This is a genomic window from Burkholderia sp. Ac-20353 (assembly GCF_017104785.1).
Classification (GTDB): Bacteria; Pseudomonadota; Gammaproteobacteria; order Burkholderiales; family Burkholderiaceae; genus Burkholderia.
Genome location: NZ_JAAGPL010000455.1, coordinates 1 through 1,798 on the forward strand (window position 1 = coordinate 1; position 1,798 = coordinate 1,798).

Below are 1,798 nucleotides of genomic sequence, written 5' to 3' on the forward strand. Positions count from 1 at the left end.
AGCGCGCTCGCGGTGCGCGGCAGCGCCTTCAGGCGGGCGGCGAGGTCGGCGTTGGTCGAGCCGGTCGCGGCGACGATGTCGAGCGGCCACGCACGGGGCGTGGCGTCCAGGTGCGCCTCGAGGCGGCCGCGCGCGATCTGCGCGCCGTCGGTGTCGGGCGTGTCGGGGGAGGTCGGGGCGTTCATGGCGCTTATTGTAGCGACAGGGGGCGGAGCCGCGCTCGCAACCCCTGTCGGCATCTTGATATTCCCCACCGGCGAGACTACGTTCGATATATCCGCTCTGGCGGCGTGCGCGGCGCGTGCCGGTCGCACACGGCGCGTTTCGACGGGGTTGCCCGCTGCAACGCAGGCGAACCGCCGCGCCAGTCCGTTCTCGTCGTTGCAGCATCGAGGGAAATGACGATGAACAAGCTTCATTCGTGTTCGAGCCTGTCCAGCCTGTTCGAGCGCTTCCACCGCAAGACGACCCAGATCTCCGAAGACGTCCGGCAACCGATGATGCGAGCGTGCCGCCGGCTGTCGGCGTCGATCGCGTCGGCATGGTCGGCATGGTCGGCGAATCGCTCCGGTGCGTCGCATTCGCACCGGCATTGACGCGACGGCAGACCGTTGCAAAGGAGGTCGCCATGGAACTTCACATGCATTCGCACCATTACGAGCGCCGCATTCCGGTGTGGCGCGCAGCCGTGATCGGCGGGTGCGTTGCCGGCGCGGTCTTCCTCGTGATCCAGGTCGTCGCGGCCGCAATCATCGGACATGACGCGTGGGCGCCGCTGCGCATGATCGCGGCAATCTACTTCGGGGACGACGCGCTCGCGCCGTCGACCACGGTCGAAGTGTGGATCCTGCTGGCGGCGCTCGGCGTGCACTTCGCGTTGTCGATCGTATTCGCGCTGATCCTGGCCGTGATCATCGCGTGTTTCAGCCTGGATTCGAGTGTCGCGATGGCCAGCGTGACGGGGGCCGTATTCGGCGTGCTGCTGTACATCGTCAACTACTACGGCATGACGCAACTGTTCCCGTGGTTCGCCGACGCGCGCGGCTGGGTGAGCGCACTCGATCACGTCGTGTTCGGGCTGATCGTGTCAGACGCGTACCTGCGCCTGGAAAGGCACGAAGTGCCGCCGGGCGAGACGGACGGCAGCGTTTGAACGAAACCCGAATCCTCGCATCCCGCCGACACCGCGCCGGACGCCGGCTCTGCAACCGCGCAGAGCCGGCTCCTTCAGGCCGCTGAAAACCCGACCGTCACGTGCAGCACGTGCTGCAAGCGCTGCACGTCGCTCGCATCGCGGCATCTGCGCCGCGCACGCAGCACCGCGTCACGGCGCGATGACCGGATGCTTCAGCGCGTGCGCGGTTTCGATCCACTGCGCGTGGAATTCGTCCGCGTCCGGCTTGAGACCCAGTTCGCCGTTGCGATACGCCATCGCGAGTGTCTGCACCGCTTCCGGCAGCTCATGCTCGGCCGCGCGCCGGTACAGCGCGAGTGCGCGCGTGTCGTCGCGCCGCACGCCGCTGCCGTCGCGATACGCGTTTGCGAGCATGAAGTCCGCGGCCGGAATGTCCGCGCGCGAAGCAGCCTCGAACCAGCGCGCCGCCTGCGCGGGATCGGCGGCGACGCCGTAGCCGCTGCGGTAGATCAGCCCGAGGTAATACGCGGCCGCAGGATCGCCATGTTCGGCGGCGGCGCCGAGCAGTGCGCGGGCGCGCGCATAGTCCTTCGGCAGGTCGCCGCTGCCGAGCAGCAGCGCCTTGCCGAGCGCGAGCTGCGCGCGCCGCGCGGCCGGCGCGGC

3 protein-coding genes and 1 pseudogene are annotated in these 1,798 nt (G+C 68.9%); 2 read left to right on the plus strand and 2 right to left on the minus strand.

Annotated elements, in window-relative coordinates:
- Positions 1-185: pseudogene (locus tag G3N94_RS41195) on the minus strand (biotin--[acetyl-CoA-carboxylase] ligase); the annotation flags it as partial.
- 219 nt (positions 186-404) lie between these two features.
- Between G3N94_RS41195 and G3N94_RS41200 the strand changes: the two are divergent.
- Positions 405-596 (plus strand): hypothetical protein, encoded by a 192-nt coding sequence (locus tag G3N94_RS41200; protein WP_205799893.1) that lies wholly within the window; start codon positions 405-407, stop codon positions 594-596.
- Between the two features lie 32 nt (positions 597-628).
- Positions 629-1,153 (plus strand): hypothetical protein, encoded by a 525-nt coding sequence (locus tag G3N94_RS41205; RefSeq protein ID WP_205799894.1) that lies wholly within the window; start codon positions 629-631, stop codon positions 1,151-1,153.
- A 171-nt stretch (positions 1,154-1,324) separates the two neighbouring features.
- Here the strand turns inward: G3N94_RS41205 and G3N94_RS41210 are convergent.
- Positions 1,325-1,798 (minus strand): tetratricopeptide repeat protein (locus G3N94_RS41210; protein WP_205799895.1); only part of this gene is annotated, 474 nt, incomplete at its 5' end.